General features: G+C 68.4%; 16 protein-coding genes and 2 tRNA genes. 15 read left to right on the top strand and 3 right to left on the bottom strand.

All coding sequences use genetic code 11. From position 1 onward, the window contains the following. Positions 1–14: 14 nt before the first annotated feature. Positions 15–88, top strand: a tRNA-Cys gene (locus FBZ90_RS07365). Between the two features lie 77 nt (positions 89–165). Here FBZ90_RS07365 and FBZ90_RS07360 read toward each other — a convergent pair. Beyond that, complete coding sequence (locus tag FBZ90_RS07360) at positions 166–795, bottom strand: NUDIX hydrolase (RefSeq protein WP_246130207.1); 630 nt, start codon at positions 793–795, stop codon at positions 166–168. A gap of 285 nt (positions 796–1,080) precedes the next feature. Here FBZ90_RS07360 and FBZ90_RS07355 point away from each other — a divergent pair. The 4 genes from FBZ90_RS07355 (at position 1,081) to FBZ90_RS07340 (ending at position 4,457) form a co-directional block, all read left to right on the top strand. Further along, positions 1,081–1,156: transfer RNA gene (locus FBZ90_RS07355), tRNA-Asn, on the top strand. A 198-nt stretch (positions 1,157–1,354) separates the two neighbouring features. After that, entirely contained in the window at positions 1,355–2,731 is a 1,377-nt protein-coding gene (locus FBZ90_RS07350; RefSeq protein WP_145730555.1) for a radical SAM protein, read from the top strand. Continuing rightward, a complete protein-coding gene (locus tag FBZ90_RS07345; protein WP_145730554.1) occupies positions 2,731–3,732 on the top strand; it encodes a PLP-dependent aminotransferase family protein in 1,002 nt (333 codons plus the stop codon). Before FBZ90_RS07350 ends, FBZ90_RS07345 begins: the two co-directional genes overlap by 1 nt. Then, complete coding sequence (locus tag FBZ90_RS07340) at positions 3,729–4,457, top strand: class I SAM-dependent methyltransferase (RefSeq protein WP_145730551.1); 729 nt, start codon at positions 3,729–3,731, stop codon at positions 4,455–4,457. The genes FBZ90_RS07345 and FBZ90_RS07340 overlap by 4 nt, the downstream gene beginning before the upstream one ends. Positions 4,458–4,541: 84 nt before the next feature. On the opposite strand, the gene FBZ90_RS07335 is transcribed toward FBZ90_RS07340, so the two are convergent. Next, a complete protein-coding gene (locus FBZ90_RS07335) occupies positions 4,542–5,345 on the bottom strand; it encodes an ATP-binding protein (RefSeq protein ID WP_211101940.1) in 804 nt (267 codons plus the stop codon). Between the two features lie 38 nt (positions 5,346–5,383). Beyond that, positions 5,384–5,767, bottom strand: a complete 384-nt coding sequence (locus FBZ90_RS07330) for an ATPase domain-containing protein (RefSeq protein WP_211101939.1) — start codon at positions 5,765–5,767, stop codon at positions 5,384–5,386. A 435-nt stretch (positions 5,768–6,202) separates the two neighbouring features. On the opposite strand from FBZ90_RS07330, the gene FBZ90_RS07325 reads away from it, so the two are divergent. The 10 genes from FBZ90_RS07325 to rbbA all read left to right on the top strand — a co-directional run bounded on the left by FBZ90_RS07325 (position 6,203) and on the right by rbbA (position 16,626). Then, positions 6,203–6,412 carry a cold-shock protein gene (locus tag FBZ90_RS07325; RefSeq protein ID WP_145730547.1) on the top strand — a complete coding sequence of 70 codons (210 nt, stop codon included), beginning with the start codon at positions 6,203–6,205 and terminating at the stop codon, positions 6,410–6,412. Between the two features lie 177 nt (positions 6,413–6,589). Further along, the gene (gene infA, locus FBZ90_RS07320) at positions 6,590–6,859 is read left to right on the top strand and encodes a translation initiation factor IF-1 (RefSeq protein WP_145730545.1); all 270 of its coding nucleotides are present in this window, start codon (positions 6,590–6,592) and stop codon (positions 6,857–6,859) included. Between the two features lie 75 nt (positions 6,860–6,934). Further along, a complete protein-coding gene (trhA, locus tag FBZ90_RS07315) occupies positions 6,935–7,591 on the top strand; it encodes a PAQR family membrane homeostasis protein TrhA (protein WP_145730543.1) in 657 nt (218 codons plus the stop codon). A 49-nt stretch (positions 7,592–7,640) separates the two neighbouring features. Beyond that, positions 7,641–7,853 carry a hypothetical protein gene (locus FBZ90_RS07310; protein WP_145730541.1) on the top strand — a complete coding sequence of 71 codons (213 nt, stop codon included), beginning with the start codon at positions 7,641–7,643 and terminating at the stop codon, positions 7,851–7,853. 425 nt (positions 7,854–8,278) lie between these two features. Continuing rightward, positions 8,279–9,133 (top strand): universal stress protein, encoded by an 855-nt coding sequence (locus tag FBZ90_RS07305; RefSeq protein WP_145730539.1) that lies wholly within the window; start codon positions 8,279–8,281, stop codon positions 9,131–9,133. A 55-nt stretch (positions 9,134–9,188) separates the two neighbouring features. Further along, positions 9,189–10,226 (top strand): zinc-dependent alcohol dehydrogenase family protein, encoded by a 1,038-nt coding sequence (locus FBZ90_RS07300; RefSeq protein WP_145730537.1) that lies wholly within the window; start codon positions 9,189–9,191, stop codon positions 10,224–10,226. A gap of 174 nt (positions 10,227–10,400) precedes the next feature. Then, entirely contained in the window at positions 10,401–11,267 is an 867-nt protein-coding gene (locus FBZ90_RS07295) for an LOG family protein (RefSeq protein ID WP_145730535.1), read from the top strand. 21 nt (positions 11,268–11,288) lie between these two features. Continuing rightward, entirely contained in the window at positions 11,289–12,899 is a 1,611-nt protein-coding gene (locus FBZ90_RS07290) for an MBL fold metallo-hydrolase (protein WP_145730533.1), read from the top strand. 17 nt (positions 12,900–12,916) lie between these two features. Beyond that, positions 12,917–13,912, top strand: coding sequence for an HlyD family secretion protein (locus FBZ90_RS07285; protein ID WP_145730530.1), 996 nt, complete (start codon positions 12,917–12,919; stop codon positions 13,910–13,912). Continuing rightward, complete coding sequence (gene rbbA / locus FBZ90_RS07280; protein ID WP_145730528.1) at positions 13,909–16,626, top strand: ribosome-associated ATPase/putative transporter RbbA; 2,718 nt, start codon at positions 13,909–13,911, stop codon at positions 16,624–16,626. Before FBZ90_RS07285 ends, rbbA begins: the two co-directional genes overlap by 4 nt. Positions 16,627–16,628 lie beyond the last annotated feature (2 nt).

Genomic DNA, 16,628 nt, shown 5'->3' with positions numbered 1-16,628 from the left:
TGGTTCTCGTGGATGGCGCGGTGGCAGAATGGTGATGCAACGGACTGCAAATCCGTGAATCCGGGTTCGATTCCCGGCCGTGCCTCCAAATCCCTGAATATCTCCCATATATATAAGTGTCGTGTGCCGTCCCGGCCGGCCCTCGCCTGTTGTGGCCTGACCCGGCTACGCGTCGAATCCGGCGGCCACCAGGGGCGCCACATCCGGCGGTAGGGTACCCTCCAGATGCATGAGGCGAACCCGGAGCACGGCGGCGATGGTCATCGCGTCGGCGATTTCGCCTGACAGCACCATGTCCAGCACCGCGCGCAAAGGCAGACGGCGGATGGTGAGTTGTTCCGTGTCGTCAGGCGCGACCGGCACCTCGGCCAGATCCCAGGCCAGGTAAAGGTGGGCGTGCTCATTGCTGATGCTGTTGGACATGTCCATGCGCTGGATTTCCAGCCAGCAGCCCGCGCTCAGGCCTGCTTCCTCGCGCAATTCCTCGGCGGCCCCGGCCAGGGGCATGAGCGCCTTGGGGCCAGCTTGGGGAATGCCCCCCTCCACGATTTCCCAACTGTAGCGGCCGGCGCCGAAACGCCACTGGCCAATCAGCCAGGTGTCGCCATTGGCGGCCACCGGCAGCACCCCCACCGCCACGGTGGTCAATTCCACCGTGCCGAAGATACCGGGACTGCCATTCGGGCGCAGGACCTCATGATGCACGACCCGCAGCCAAGGGTTCTGGTACCGCACCTCCCGCGACAGCACCGTCCAGGGATTCCTCTGGCTGTTGGGGGGCTCGGACTTCGACATGGACAGGTTCCTCATGCGGCGCGGTATCCCCCTAGATAGGGGAATCCGCCCGGGTATTCACCCCCATCGCGCGCCCCGTCATCACGTCCGTCCTCAGCCAAGAGCCACAAGCCCCTGTTTTCGTGGCTATTCCAGCCGCGCTCGCCGGATTGGCGAGGGGGGCGTCACATTTTTTTCGATTTTCCCAAACAAAGGGGTTCCAATCCCAAAAACGCTTTGCTATATCACCGCCCACCGCAGCGCCGCTGACTGATCGGTCAAACGAAAACGAAGCAGGCGCGCTGATCCCAGGTAGCTCAGCCGGTAGAGCAGGTGGCTGTTAACCACCGGGTCGGGGGTTCGAGTCCCTCCCTGGGAGCCAATAGAGCCCCCGGAACCGCAAGGTTCCGGGGGTTTTTCTTTGGCCGCGCCCGACCGTCCCATCCGTGAATATTTTCGGCGCGTCGTCGACGGCCATCCCGGCCCTCTATCGCGCCAGGGAAGCGGACACGGGTGCGGCACATTTGTCATCGCCGTTCCGCATGCCCCCCTCGCCAGATGGGACGCGCGCCATAGTTCTATGACCGACCGGGTTTTCCTGCGACGCGAGAACGCCTTGCCTCCCTTGTACCACGTGACCGCGCTGTCGAACTTCGCGCGCGCCTTCGACAAGTACCAGCGCCTCTATCGGAAAGGGCAAATCCCCGAGAGCACCTACCCGGGGGAATTCTACGTGTTACCACCGGACCGGCTGCCCATCGGGATGGCCAAGGCCGAACGGCTGGTGCGACGGCTGGGCATACCCGGCGACCGCCCGCTGGTGCTGAAATCCATTCTGGACCCCGCGCTGCTGCGTCCCAACCTGCGCAACGGCCTTGGTATGATCTGGCCATCCGCCGACCTGCCCGTGGCGGAAACCTGGACCCCGGACCGGGACGGGGGCCTGGAGAGCCGGCAGAGCCTGGAGGAAACCATGGCGGCGTCCTTGCGTCTGCAAGGGCCGCTGTTCACACCCTTCAGCGCCCTGCGGCCGCGCTCCCTCTCCTTCCTGCCGGTGGCGCGCGGTTGCCAGGCGGCATGTCCCTTCTGCTTCTCGACGGCCTCCGTCTCCGCCGATCAGCCCGGCGGCAAGCCAGACTGGCCCCTGATGGACCACTGGATCGAGCGCGCCCGGCTAAGCGGCGCCGAACGCGCCGTGATCACCGGCGGTGGAGAGCCGACGCTGTGGCCGCAGCCCTACCTGCGGGACCTGGTGGCCCGCTGCCACCGCCGTTTCGGCACCGTGGTGCTGATCACCAACGGCGTGCGCTGGGCACGCATGGACCGGCACACGGCCGTCGGAGAGTTGACGGCCCTGCATCAGGCCGGCTTGACCGTGCTGGCCGTCTCCCGCCACCATTGGGACGAAGCCGCCAATGTCACCCTCATGGGGCTGGAGACGGCGACGCCGGCCCTGCTGGCGACGATAGGCGCGCACCGCGGCGCCCTGGCGGGTTTGCGCCTGCGCCTGGTGTGCGTGCTGCAACAGGGCGGCGTGGCTTCCGTTTCGGATATCGAGAGTTATGTCCGCTGGGCGGCGGCCGCAGGCGTGGACGAGGTGTGCTTCAAGGAACTGTATGTTTCCACCAGCGTCGAGTCCGTCTACCACAACCATGATGCCAACCGGTGGTGTGAGGCGCATCAGGCGCCGCTGTCGCTGGTGCACGACTGGGCGCAGAAACGGGGTTGGCCCGTGGCCCTGCGCCTGCCCTGGGGGGCGCCGGTCTATCAGGGCATGGTGGATGACCGGCCCCTGCGCGTGGCCGCCTATACCGAGCCCAGCCTGTTCTGGGAACGGGCCAACGGCATCGCCCGCAGCTGGAACGTCATGGCGGATGGGCGCTGTTACGCCTCATTGGAAGACCGCGCCAGCATCATGGAGGCGCCGGTTGGGACGCCGGCCTTGGAGACTGCCTGATGGATTTCATGGAGTTCCTCGCCTGGGAGCGGCAGGCCGCCGCCGACCGCCCCGATGTTCTTCGCCTGACCGAAACCCGTATCGCCGAGGCCTTCACCCTCCTGCGGCCCCCGGTAGAGGTGCCCGACGCCTTCCCCACCGTGCATCGCTGCCATATGGCGCAGCTGTGGCGGACGGTGCGGGGCCTGCCCGCCGATGGAGCGCGGGAGACGCTGGTGTGCCGGGGGGTGCGCCACGCCCTGGGCCTGCTTCTGCGCCGCTATGCCGAACAAGGGCGCCAGCTCCTGCTGCCCGGGGACGTCTACCCGGTCTACGGGCGCATCGCGGCCGCGGCGGGGCTGCCGGCGACCCGCCGCGGCATCTTCCCGGCTTTCGACGCGGCGGCGGTCTTCCAAACGGCAGAGGCCATCGGGGCGGATATCGTGCTGCTGCCGGCCCCCCTTAAACTGCAGGGGCGGGACTGGACAACGGCGGAGGCGCGCGTCGGCCGCGACTGGCTGGCCGGGGCGTCATCGCGGCGCCTGCTGCTGGACGGGGTCTATTCCTTCGGCGGGCCGCTGGCGCCAGCTGTCCTGGACCTTATGGCGACAGGACAGGCGATCTATCTCGACTCCCTGTCCAAGGGCTGGCTGACCGCGCAGGTCTTCGGTGTCGCCATCGTGCCGGAAGGCGACTTCGCCAGCCATGCCGAGGATTTTCGCCAAGACCCGCCGTCACAAGCCGACCTGTTCCGCGCCCGAGCGCTCATGACCGACCATGACGGCCTGCCGGAGCGGCTGCGCCAGGGGCTGGCGGAGCGGCGGGCGGCGGTCGCCGGCCAGTTGGCCGCGGCCGGCGTCACCGCCCATCCGCCCGGCCAAGGCTACCTCATCCCCGTGGAGGGCACGGCACCGGCGCTGCTGGAACGTCACGGCCTGCTAACCATCCCGCTGTCGGTCTTCGGCGGCGATCGCCCCGGGTGGTCCATCGCCAGCGCCCTTCCCGTCGCGGTGACGCCATGACCTTGCTTGCCGAGACTCCCGAACTCTGGGACGTGGTCTTCAAGATGCCGGTGGAGCGCCTGCGCTTTATCGAGGCGCAGGCGCAGAAGGCGGGACCCGCCGTGCTGGACGTCGGCTGCGCCACCGGCATGACCTGCCGCGCGTTGCGCGAGGCCGGCATGGCCCCCATCGGCGTGGACATCAACGCCCGCTTCATCGATACCGCCCGAACCAAGGATCCGGCAGGGGAGTACCACGTCGGAGACATGCGGACCTTCCAGCTGTCACGCGCGTCCGACCTGCTGATCTGCCTGGGCACCACCTTTTCCTACAACCTGACCAACCGCCAGGTGGCGCAGACGTTGCGGAACTTCCACGACCACCTGCGGCCGGGTGGACGGCTGGTCGTGGACGTGGTCAACGCCATCGCCTTCACCGGCGCCCAGCCCTTCCGGCGTCTCAGCCGCCACACCTTCAACCGGGAGGGGGAGGAGGCCGTCGCCACCATCCGCCATGGCCTGGATTTGCGCGCCCAGACGATGACGGAGCAAGTGACCTGGCGGCGCAAGGGCCACGCGGTGCGCAAGGACCCGGCGGAATCGCTGCGCCTGCTGTTCCCCCAGGAGCTTGCCTTCCACCTGGAGGTGGCTGGGTTCGCCGACATCGCGTTGCTGGACGGCTGGGGCGGTGACGCACAGGGCTTCAGTGGGCGGCGGCTGATCGCATTGGCAACCCGGCCCGGTTGACCGCCATCCCGTTAATTCCCACCCCCTCTTTTCCCATGGCGGCCACACGTGCCCCCCTTGCGAGGCACCACGGTCCGCTCCTGATCAGGTGGGGCTGGAGCGTTCCATCATTTCCGACACCTTCGCGGCGAGGACGTCCAGGGTGAAGGGCTTGGTGATCATGTCCATGTTGGTTCCCAGGAAACCGGCCCGGATGGCGGCGTTCTCGGCGTAGCCGGTCACGAACAGCACTGGCAGGCCGGGCCGGTGCTCCCGCGCGATCTCCGCCAGTTGCCGGCCGTTGATGCCAGGCAAGCCGACGTCGGACACCAACAGGCTGATGGGCCGGTCGGATGTCAGGATGGCCAGGGCGGCGGCGGCCTCGCCCGCCTCCTCCACCTCATAGGACAGTTCCTCCAGAACGTCCCGGATCAACAAGCGGACGGATGTGTCGTCCTCCACCACCAGCACGCGCTGCCCCCTGCACTCGCAGGGCGTCGCCGCCGGGGGCGCGGCCTCCTCCACCGGCGGCGGCTCGACCGCCCGGAGGTAAAGCGATACGGCCGTGCCCACCCCCGGCTGGCTGTGGATGCGGACCTGCCCGCCGCACTGCCGGGCGAAGCCATACACCATGGACAGGCCCAGGCCGGTGCCCTGGCCAACCGGCTTGGTCGTGAAGAACGGCTCGAACGCCTTTTCGATCAGCTCCGCCGACATGCCCACGCCGGTGTCGGAAACGGTGATCACGACATACCGGCCCACGGCCACCTCCGGCCGGGTGGCGATGTAGGCATCGTCCAGGTGAACGGCCTTCATCTCCAAGGTCAGTTGCCCACCCTGGGGCATGGCGTCCCGCGCATTGATCACCAGGTTAAGGAGGGCGTTTTCCAGCTGGTTGGCGTCGGCCACGGCATGGGGCAGGTCCGGCGCCTCGATGACGCGCAGCTCTATCGTCTCAAGGATGGTCCGGCGCAGCAGATCCTCCAGCGACCGGACGAGGGCGGATGCAGGATGGATTGCTGGCGCCCGTCGCCCAGCACCGCGTCCACGGCGCTCAGCTCGAAAACGTCGAAGTCCTCGATGCTCCAGCCGTGGGAGGCGGCGACCACCGCCAACTCCTCCCGCGTTTCCGACAGCGTTATGTAAAGCGTCCTTTCCCCGGCCGCCGCGCCGGCACCCAAGAACTCAAGCGCCAGCGTCGTCTTGCCGGACCCCGGCATTCCTTCCAGCAAGTAGAGCCGCCGGGGTGGCAACCCGCCGCTCAAGATGACGTCGAGCCCGGGGTTGCCGGTGGAGATTTTCTCCACCAAGTCGTGCATCGGCATATTCATTGTGGTCACTCCTGCCCCCCCACCCGTGCCTTCATAAACGGTCGCTGCCCAAGCCGAGCGGGCTTGAGCCCAAGCGTGGAGCCCAAAGCGTGAAACGAGGCATGACGGCGCGGACGGTTCCGGCCGACCTGGGTCTACCTCGGAAAGTGACGGAAACATCAGGGTGGACGTAAAAGTTCCCGGAAAAAGAGAAGGGGCACGAAAGTCCGCCATCTCCGCCCCCAAAGGGGGCGTGTCCGATGGCGTCCCAGCGTTGCGCCGGCGCCGTGCCAGACGGGGCTTGCAATATGCAGCCCCGAGGCTCATGTTGGGGAAGTCGATGTTGCTGCTGGGCTACTGACCGGCAGATGCCGGCCTTCCCTGTCGTGATTTTGGCGCCCGTGCCGCACTCCCGCGCCGGGCAGCTCCGATCGGGAAAACCCCAGGAGATATCTCATGTCTATCGGTACCGTGAAGTGGTTTAACAGCACCAAGGGCTTTGGCTTCATTCAGCCCGAGGATGGCACCGCCGACGTGTTCGTCCACATTTCCGCCGTTGAGCGCTCGGGCATGGGCAACCTGTCTGAAGGCCAGAAGGTGAGCTTCGAGATCGTCCGCGACCCCCGCAAGGGCAAGTCGTCGGCGGAGAACCTGCGCGCCGCTTGAGGCTCGTGGTTTCGGCTTTTGAAGAGCGACGGCATGGCCTCCATGCCGTCGCTTTTTTTTCAGCTTGAAACAGGATGCGATCAGATCGCGTCCTGACCCTAACCTGTTCATGATGGAGCGGACTTGTACGATCAGATGATTCCCCCTGATCGCGCCCCGCTCTAACGGGAGGCCGCGATGGCCAAGGAAGAATACCTCGAGTTCGAGGGTAAGATCGATGAGGCGCTGCCCGATGGCCGCTTCCGGGTCATGTTGGAAAACGGCCATTCGATCATCGCCTACACCGCCGGACGCATGCGCAAAAGCCGCATCCGCTCTCTGGCCGGCGACCGGGTCACCGTCGAGATGACCCCCTATGACCTGACCAAGGGGCGGATCGTCTTTCGCCACAAGGATGAACGGCCCGGCACCGTTCCCCTGCATAGGCCAGCGCCGCGCCGGCGCTGAGCTGTGGACGGGGGGCCAGGCCATTCGCCCGGCCCCCGCTCACCCATTCAAGGCCATTCCCTCAAGGAGCGTGCGATGACCGTTGCGACCGCCGCGCGTTCCACCCCGCGTTACAGCAGCGGGGAGTACCGGGCCGACGCCGTCGTGCATGTCGTGGGGGTTACGGCGGCGCTTATCGCCGGCGTCCGGCTCATCGCCCTGCCCGCGGGTCCCAACGCCACCGACAGCGCCTTGGGGCTGGCGGTCTACACCCTGGCCATGGCGGCGATGCTTACGTTCTCCGCCGCCTATAATCTGACCCTGCGGCGTTCGCGCAAGGAATGGCTGCGCCGTCTGGACCATGTCGGCATCTTCCTGGCCATCGCAGGAACCTATACCCCCCTTCTGATGCACCTGCCGTCCAACCGTGCCGCCCTGGCCCTGACCCTGGTCTGGGCCATCGCCCTGGCCGGCGCCCTGCTGAAACTGTCGGCGCCGCGCCAGTACGAGCGCATGGGCCTGGCCCTCTATCTCGGGCTGGGGTGGATCGGACTGCCCTTCATACCAGCGCTGGCGGGGCGGTTACCCCCCGACACCGCCCTCCTGATCGGCATCGGCGCGGTGATCTACACCGTGGGCGTCGGGGCCTATCTGATGGAACGGGTACGGTATCACAACGTCATCTGGCACCTGATGGTGCTGGCGGCGGCGGGCTGCCACTACGCGGCGATATGGGGGGAGTTCCATCCCTGAAACGGCGGCCACCCGGCTGACCATGAACCACCTTTTTCGGAGAACCGCGATGTATCCTCATAAATTCGCCATCGGCCAAAGCGTCGTTCTGCATCCGGCCCCCGGCGAAACCCGCCCCGCCGGCCCCACCGTCAGCGTCACCCGGCAATTGCCGGCGGCGGGACGGGACCCCCAGTACCGGATCAAGGTCGACCAGGACGGCCAGGAACGGGTTGTGCGCGAAAGCCAGTTGGAAGCGGTGCGGACGCCCGCGTCCGCCTGACGCCCGCCTCGTCCACTCTCAATGCCATTTGTGGGAGACCCCTTTGGAAAAGCCCCCGGTAGACCAGGCGAAGGACGGGAACACTCCCGGCGGAAACGATCCGGGGCCAGCCCCGGAGACGCCCAAGCCACCGGAGGTCCGGCATCTGAAGGAAGCCGACCTGTCGGATGAGGCCCGACAACGCCTCTATGCTTGCCTGGCCGCCCCGCCCTCACCCCATCGCCCGAACACCAACCGCTGGCAATCGATGCCACGCCGCAAGAAGCCCGGCCCAAGCTGAAACAACGGCGCCGACAGCCCGCCGGACAAGGTTGACCTGGGTCAATGCCCTAAGACGCCGTTTGGGCGACTGTCCAAACGGCTGGCGACCCGGCATCGTGCCCCTCGGGCATGAACAGGCCGCACCCCATATGAGGGCCGGCACCATGATCAAAGAAATCCTTGTCCACTTGGATGGCGGCGCCGACGACGAAAGCCGCATCCTGCATGCCGACCGCCTGGCGGTGGCGCATCAGGCCCATGTCCGGGGCCTGTACCTCACCATCCTGCCCGATCCACCGGAAAGCATCGCGCACTACAGCGTCACCCGCGGCGCCCTGGCCGACCATTTGCGGGAGTGCCAGGCGCAATGCCGGCTGACCGAGCAGGCGCTGGCGCAGCGGCTGGACGCCCTGTCCTGCCGTCATGAGCTGTGCCGGTTCGATCGCGTGGCGGCCGAGGTCGGCGGCCTGATCGCCGATCAGGCGCGCATGGCCGATCTGCTGGTTGTCCGCACCCCTTACCGTGTCGCCGAACCAAACCGCGCCAGCGATGTGGTGGAGGCGGCGCTGTTCGGGTCCGGCCGGGGCGTATACGTCATTCCGGAGGAGGACCCGTTGAGGCTGCAGCCGCTGGATACGGTCCTGATCGCCTGGAAAAATAGCCGGGAGTCGGCCAATGCAGTGGCCCAGGCCCTGCCTTTCCTGCGCCGGGCCAGCCGTGTCGCCATCGCCGTGGTGGAAACCGGGGCCGATGCCCGGCGGGCGGCGGAGGGCCACCGCGACCACTCCGCCGAGAATCTGGCCCGCTACCTGTCCCACCATGGCGTGACCACGGAAATCCGGCGGCTGGGCAAATGGGACAACATCTCCGCCGGACTGTTCAACGAGGCCGAGCTGTTGAATGCCGGCCTGATCGTGGCGGGGGCCTACGGCCGTTCCCGCCTGCGGGAATGGGCCCTGGGCGGCGTCACCCGCGACATCCTGACCAAGACGCCCATCCCGGCCCTGCTGGCCCATTGAGGAGGGGCGCCCCCGCCCCCCTATTCCTGACCCCATACTTGATAGGAGACCACCCATGAAGGCGCTTGTCTATCAAGGCCCCGGCCGCAAGGCGCTGGAGCAGCGGCCGAAGCCGGAGATCAAGGATCCCGGTGACGCCATCGTCCGCATCACCAAGACCACCATCTGCGGCACCGACCTGCACATCCTTAAGGGCGACGTGCCCACCTGCCTGCCGGGCCGCATCCTGGGCCATGAGGGCGTGGGCGTGATCGACGCCGTGGGCCCGGGCGTCACCATGTTCAAGCCGGGCGACCGCGTGCTGATCTCCTGCATCACCGCCTGCGGCACCTGCGACTATTGCCGCCGCGGCATGTATTCCCACTGCCGCACCGGCGGCTGGATCCTGGGCAACGTCATCGACGGCACCCAGGCGGAATATGTCCGCATCCCCCATGCCGCCACCAGCCTGTACCCCATACCCGAGGGCGCGGATGAGGAGGCGCTGGCCATGCTGAGCGACATCCTGCCCACCGGCTTTGAATGCGGGGTGCTGAACGGCAAGGTGGCGCCGGGCGCGACCGTGGCCATCGTCGGCTCCGGCCCCATCGGCCTGGCGGCCCTGCTGACGGCCCAGTTCTACAGCCCGGCGGAGATCATCATGATCGACGTCGACGACAACCGGCTGGAGGTGGCACGCCGCTTCGGCGCCACCCGCACCGTGAACAGCGCGGCCACCAACGCGGTGGAGGCGGTGAAATCCTGGACCGAAGGCGCCGGCGTCGACACCGTGATCGAGGCGGTGGGCATCCCCGCCACCTTCGAACTGTGCCAGGACCTGGTGGCCCCGGGGGGCACCATCGCCAATGTCGGTGTCCACGGCCATAAGGCCGACCTGCACCTGGACCGCCTGTGGGCCCAGAACATCGCCATCACCACCCGGCTGGTGGACACCGTCAGCACACCGATGCTGTTGAAGACTGTGCAGTCGCGGAAGCTGGACCCCAGCGTGCTGATCACCCACCGCTTCACCCTGGACGGCATCCTGTCGGCCTATGACACCTTCGGCCACGCTGCCGACACGCGGGCCCTGAAGGTGGTGATCAGCCCCTGACGGCGGCCCGACCCGTGGCGTCAGGAGGCCGCGGTAACCAGGGGTCCAGTAACCGGGGATTGAGGTGAATCATTTTGCCAACCGCCGGGATGGTTAATGGTTGGGTCATGAACGGATGGGGGAGCGGCGCCGACGCGCCCTCCCCTACCGGGCCTGACAAGGACACATTACACCATGTCCACCCAGCAGATCCCCGACCCCAGCGGCCAGGCCCCCAGTAACCAGGCCCAGCGCAATTCGTCCTCCTATCGCCTGCCGGCCTTGGACCATAAATTCATCCTGAGCGACAGCATGCGCGGCACCCGCCTGATGCTGGAGTATGAGAAGGCGGAGGAGCGGCTGCGGGATTGGGGCGTGCGGTCCACCCTGGTGACCTTCGGCAGCGCCCGGGTGCGGCCCGCCGACGCCGCGGCCACGGCGGAGGAGGCGGCGCGCGTGGCGGAGTTCCCCCAATCCACCCGCTGGTATGCCGAGGCCCTGGCCTTCGGCCGGCTGGCGTCGGAGCGGGGGGGTGCGCTGGACGGCTGGCCGGGGGGCTACCGCGACAATGTCATCGCCACCGGCGGGGGCGGCGGCCTTATGGCGGCCGTCAACCGTGGCGCGTGGGAGGTGGGCGCGCCCAGCATCGGCTTCAACATCGCCCTACCGCATGAACAGGAACCCAACCCCTACACCACGCCGGAACTGACCTTCCAATTCCATTACTTCGCCATGCGCAAGCTGCACTTCGCCATGCGGGCGGCGGGGCTGGTCATCTTTCCCGGCGGGTTCGGCACCCTGGATGAGATGTTCGAGATCCTGACCCTGCGCCAGACCGGCAAGTCCGCCCCCATTCCGGTGGTGCTGATGGACAAGGCCTACTGGACGCGTGTCCTTGACTTCGGCCTGCTGGCCAAGACCGGCATGATTGCCGCCGCCGATCTTGAACTGTTCAGCTTCGCCGACGATGCCGAGGGGATATGGCGCGCCCTGCTGGCCCATGGCCTGAAGGTGGCGCGACCGCATGCCGCCGACACGTCCTCAGCGTTCCAAGACTCCTGATCCTGCGAAGGGCCCGTCCCTATGATCCCCAGCGTCACCTTCCACGGCGCCGCCGGTACCGTCACCGGCTCCTGCACCCTGATCCGCCATGACGGCGGCACCCTGCTGATCGACTGTGGCCTGTTCCAGGGGCCCAAGACGGTGAAGGAGCTGAACTACCGCGACTTCCCCTTCGACCCGCGCGAGCCGGCGGCCCTGGTGCTGACACACGCCCATATCGACCATAGCGGCCTGGTGCCCAAGCTGTGCCGCCAGGGCTTCAAGGGGCGCATCCATTGCACCAGCGGCACCCGCGACCTGCTGACCTTCATGCTGCCCGACAGCGGCTTCATCCAGGAAAGCGAGGTCCAGCACCTGAACCACCGCAACCGGCAGCGCGGCCGGGCGGAGGTGCAGCCCATCTACACCCGCAAGGACGCGGAGGCCTGCCTGGACCAGTTGGAGCCGGCGGACTACGGCACCTGGATCGATGTGATGCCGGGGGCGAAGATCCGCTTCTGGGACGCGGGCCACCTGCTGGGCTCCGCCTCGGTGGAGGTGAGGGTCGCGGGCGACGGCGGTGAGCAGACCCTGCTGTTCTCCGGCGACCTGGGCCCCGGGGACAAGCCGTTCCACGGTCTGCCGGAAGGGCCGGCCGGTGCCGACTGGGTCTTCTGCGAATCCACCTACGGCGCCACGGTGCGCCCGCCGGTCGACAACCAGGAGCGCCGGCGCCAACTGGGCGCCGAGGTGGCGGAGGCCCTGAAATCCGGCGGGGTCCTGCTGATCCCGGTCTTCGCCGTGGAGCGGACGCAGGAGTTGCTCTATGACCTGAACCAGTTGATCGACGACGGCACGCTGCCGCGCACCGACATCTTCCTGGACAGCCCGCTGGCCGTGAACGTGACGGACGTCTTCCGCCGGCACCTGCCCGACATCAACCACGCCGGCGTGGCCAACCCCTTCGACCGCCCCTACTTCCACCCCATCACCGAGGTGGAGGGCAGCAAACGCCTGAACCGGCTGGGCGGCGGCGCCATCATCATGGCGGCCAGCGGCATGTGTGATGCCGGCCGCATCCGCCACCACCTGAAGAACCATCTGTGGCAACGCAACGCCACGGTGCTGTTCGTGGGCTACCAGGCGCCGGGCACGCTGGGCCGCCTGCTGGTCCAGGGCCGCAGCCCCGTCCGCATCCATGGCGAGGAGGTGGAGGTGCGCGCCCGCATCCGCACCCTGGACAGCTATTCCGGCCATGCCGACCAGGCGGAGCTGCTGGCCTGGCTGGCGGCGCGGGGCCCCATCCGGGGCGGCGTCGCCCTGATGCATGGCGAAACCGCGCCCCGGCAAGCGCTGGCGGACGCCCTGGCCGCCAGCGGCCTGGCGGTTCCCATCCACCAGCCGGCGCTGGATGAGACCATCGTGCTGCGGCCCGGCAAGGCGGAGCGCGTCCCCGCCGCCCAGCCGCGCCTGCTCACCGTGCCGGATGAGGATTGGCACAACCTGTACGCCCGCACCGTGCTGGACCTGAGCGAGCGCCTGCGCCACGGCGACGATGCCGAACGGCTGGCGCTGCTGCGCCAGGTCGCGGCCCTGCTGACGCCCCCTGAAGCCGCCCCCCGAAAAACCGACCCCCAAGAAACCGACCGATAAAGAGGATCACGCGGATCATGCGCATCCTGAAGTTCCTGCTGGTGATCATCCTGCTGGCCGGCGCCGCCGGTGGCGGTTATTGGGCTTGGCTGCGGACACGGCCGCCCGTGCTGCCCGCCGGCTTCGTTTCCGCCGACGGCCGCATCGAGGCGCAGGAGGTGGACATCGCCGCCAAATACGCCGCCCGCGTCCTGAGCATCGAGTTCGAGGAGGGGCAGCTGGTCCAGGCCGGCACCATCCTGGCCCGGCTGGACGTGCGCGACGTCCAATCGCAATACCGGGCCGCCGCCGCCGCCCTGGCGCAGGCGCGCAAGACCCGCGACCAGGCCGCCAGCCTGGTGGTGCAGCGGCAAAGCGACCTGGACTTCGCCAACAAGGAGATGAACCGGGCCAATGAGCTGTTCACGCGCGGCAACGTCTCGCAGCAGCGGGTGGACAGCAACCGCAACCAGCTGCGCAGCGCCGCCGCCGCCCTGCAGTCGGCCAAGAGCGGCCTGAGCGCCGCCGACGAGGCCATCCGCGCGGCGGAGGCGGACGCGGACCGGATGCGCGACCTGGCCGACGACGGCATCCTGAAGGCGCCGGTGACGGGCCGCATCCTGTACAAGCTGGCCCAGCCTGGGGAGATGCTGGGCGCCGGCGGCAAGGTGGCCACCCTGCTGGACCTGTCGGACGTCTACATGACCTTCTTCCTGCCCACGGAATACGCCAACCGGGTGGCGCTGGGGGCCGAGGTGCGGCTGCTGCTGGACGCCCTGCCCGGCCTGGCCGTTCCCGCCGCCGTCAGCTTCGTGGCGCCCAAGGCCCAGTTCACGCCCAAGCAGGTGGAAACCCGGGCGGAGCGGGACCGCATGATGTTCCGCATCAAGGCGCGGGTGCCCCAGGCCCTGGTGACCAGCCATATCGAGCAGGTGAAGACCGGCGTCAGCGGCACGGCCTATGTCCGCCTGGACGCGCAGGCCGCCTGGCCGGCCTGGCTGCAATCGCGGCTGACGACGACGGCGCCGCAATGACCGGCCAAGCGCCAACGGCGGTACGGGTTGCCGGTGTCAGCCACCGCTATGGCCGGACGGGGGCGCTGGCGGCCGTGGACCTGACGGTCCCGGCGGGCGGCACCCTGGCCCTGATCGGCCCCGATGGGGTGGGCAAGTCCACGCTGCTGGGCCTGATCGCCGGCGCCAAGCGCCTGCAGGACGGCACGTTGCAGGTGTTGGGCGGCGACATGGCGCGGGGTTCCGACCGGCGCCGCCTGCAGCCGCGCGTCGCCTTCATGCCCCAGGGCCTGGGCCGCAACCTCTATCCCGACCTGTCGGTACGGGAGAACCTGGAGTTCTTCGGCAAGCTGTTCGGGCAAGGACCGGGGGAGCGGAGCCGCCGCATCCACCACCTGCTGGCCGCTACCGGCCTCGCCCCCTTCCCCGACCGGCCGGCGGGCAAGCTGTCAGGGGGCATGCGGCAGAAGCTGGGCCTATGCTGCGCCCTGATCCACGACCCCGACCTGCTGATCCTGGATGAGCCGACCACCGGCGTCGACCCGCTGTCCCGCCGCCAGTTCTGGGACCTGATCGACAGCATTCGGGCCGAGCGTCCGGGCATGACCCTGCTGGTCGCCACCTCCTACATGGATGAGGCCCAGCGCTTCGAGCGGGCGGTGATGATGGACGGCGGCCGCATCCTGGCGGACGGGACCCCGGCCGAGCTGATGGCCCGCACCGGCACCGCCGACCTGGAGGCCGCCTTCGTCGCCCTGCTGCCGCCCGACCGGCGCGGGCCCGCCGACGGCGCCGCCGTGCCCCCCCTGCCCGCCGGCCGGCCCATCGCCATCGAGGCGCGCGGACTGACGCGGCGCTTCGGCGACTTCGTGGCCGTGGACGCGGTCAGCTTCGCCATCCCCAAGGGGGAGATTTTCGGCTTCCTGGGCTCCAACGGCTGCGGCAAGACCACCACCATGAAGATGCTGACCGGCCTCCTGCCGGCCAGCGCCGGCACGCCCCTGCTGTTCGGCCAGCCGGTCGACCCCGGCGACCTGGCCACCCGCCAGCGCGTCGGCTACATGGCCCAATCCTTCTCGCTCTATGGTGACCTGTCGGTGGCGCAGAACCTGGATCTGCACGCCACCCTGTTCGGTCTGCTGGGGGCCGCCGCCGACGCGCGGGTGGCCGAGGTGGTGGCCGACTTCGGCCTAGCCCCCTACCTGCCGGCGCTGGCCGACAGCCTGCCCCTGGGGGTGCGCCAGCGCCTGTCGCTGGCCGTGTCCGTGCTGCATAAGCCGGAGGTGCTGATCCTGGACGAACCGACGTCGGGCGTGGACCCGGTGGCGCGCGACGCCTTCTGGCGCCAACTGACCACGCTGTCGCGCGACCAGGGCGTCACCATCTTCGTCTCCACCCATTATATGAACGAGGCCGCGCGCTGCGACCGGGTGGCCTTCATGCAGGCCGGCCGCGTCCTGGCGGTGGGGGCGCCGGAGGCGTTGCGCCAGGAAAAGCAGGCCAGCAGCCTGGATGACGCCTTCGTCGCCTATATGCGTGAAAACGAGCCGGAAGAGGCGCCGCCGGAAACGGCCCCGGCGGCGCTGATCGAAACCCCGGCGGCGGAGTCCGGCGGCTTTTCCCCGCGCCGCCTGTCCGCCTACGCCCTGCGCGAGGGGCTGGAGCTGCGGCGCGACCCCGTGCGCCTGACCGTGGCCTTGCTGGGCACGCTGCTGCTGATGCTGGTCTTCGGCTTCGGCATCAATTTCGATGTCGAGAATTTGCGCTTCGCCGTGCTGGACCGCGACCACTCCCCCCTGTCGCGCACCGTGGCGGAGGCGTTCTCCAGTTCCCGCTACTTCCAGCAGACGCCACCGGCCACGGACGCGGCGGAGGGCCTGCGGCGGCTTCAGGCCAACGATGTCGCCTTGGTCGTGGACATACCGCCCGACTTCGGCCGCGACGTGAAGAAGGGCACGCCGGCGGAGGTGGCCGTGCGCATCGACGGCGCCATGCCCTTCCGTGCCGAGACCATCCAGGGCTATGTCGCCGGCCTGTTCCTGCGCCTGCAGCAGGATCTTGCGACCGAGGCGGGGGTCGAGGCGGCCCCCGGGCTCAGCCTGGTGCCACGCTTCCGCTACAACCAGGCCTTCCGCTCCGTGGACGCCATGGTGCCCTGCGTCATCGGCCTGCTGCTGGTCTTCATCCCGTCCATCCTCACGGCCCTGGGCGTGGTGCGGGAGAAGGAGCTGGGCTCCATCACCAACCTTTATGTGACGCCGGTGTCGCGGCTGGAATTCCTGCTGGGCAAGCAGCTGCCCTACATCGCCATCGCCTTTTTCAACTACGCGGTCATGGTGGTGATGGCCCTGGTCATCTTCCATGTGCCGCTGAAGGGCAGCTTGGCCGGCCTCAGCCTGGGCGCGCTGGCCTATGTCATGGCCACCACCGCGCTGGGCCTGCTGGTGTCCTGCTTCGTCAGCACCCAGACCGCCGCCGTCTTCGGCACCGCCATCGCCACCATGCTGCCGGCCATCCAGTTCTCCGGCATGATGCAGCCGGTCTCCACCCTGTCGGGCATGCCGCACCTGCTGGGCACGCTGTTCCCCACCACCTATTTCGTGAAGACGGTGGTGGGCGCCTTCACCAAGGGGCTGTCGCTGGCCGAGCTGACACCCTTCATCCTGTCGCTGCTGGCCTTCTTCCCCGTCCTGGTGCTGACGGCGGCCGTGTTGCTGCGCAAGCAGGAGGCATAAGC

Origin of the sequence: Nitrospirillum pindoramense (assembly GCF_007827955.1) — a bacterium.
Classification (GTDB): Bacteria; Pseudomonadota; Alphaproteobacteria; order Azospirillales; family Azospirillaceae; genus Nitrospirillum; species Nitrospirillum amazonense_B.
Note: the sequence above shows the minus strand (reverse complement) of the source record. Positions and strands in the feature narration are given on the sequence as shown.